Source organism: Aquabacterium sp. A08 (assembly GCF_011742065.1).
The window spans coordinates 1-252 of record NZ_JAAQQT010000088.1 but is presented as its reverse complement, the minus strand read 5'-3'; the positions used below and the strand labels follow the sequence as shown (position 1 = coordinate 252).

The following is a 252-nucleotide window of genomic DNA, read 5'->3' as shown; positions in this document are numbered from 1 at the left end:
ATGCCCGTGGAAGACGTGTTCTCCATCTCCGGCCGCGGCACCGTCGTGACCGGCCGTATCGAGCGCGGCATCATCAAGGTCGGTGAAGAAATCGAAATCGTCGGTATCTCCACCACCCAGAAGACCACCTGCACCGGCGTGGAAATGTTCCGCAAGCTGCTGGACCAAGGCCAGGCAGGCGACAACGTCGGCATCCTGCTGCGCGGCACCAAGCGCGAAGACGTCCAGCGCGGCCAGGTGCTGTGCAAGCCC

General features: G+C 63.9%; 1 protein-coding gene. It reads left to right on the top strand.

The genetic code is table 11. The features are described 5' to 3' along the window. Window positions 1-252: EF-Tu/IF-2/RF-3 family GTPase (locus HA630_RS00505; protein WP_243855304.1), on the top strand; the 252-nt coding region annotated here is incomplete at both ends.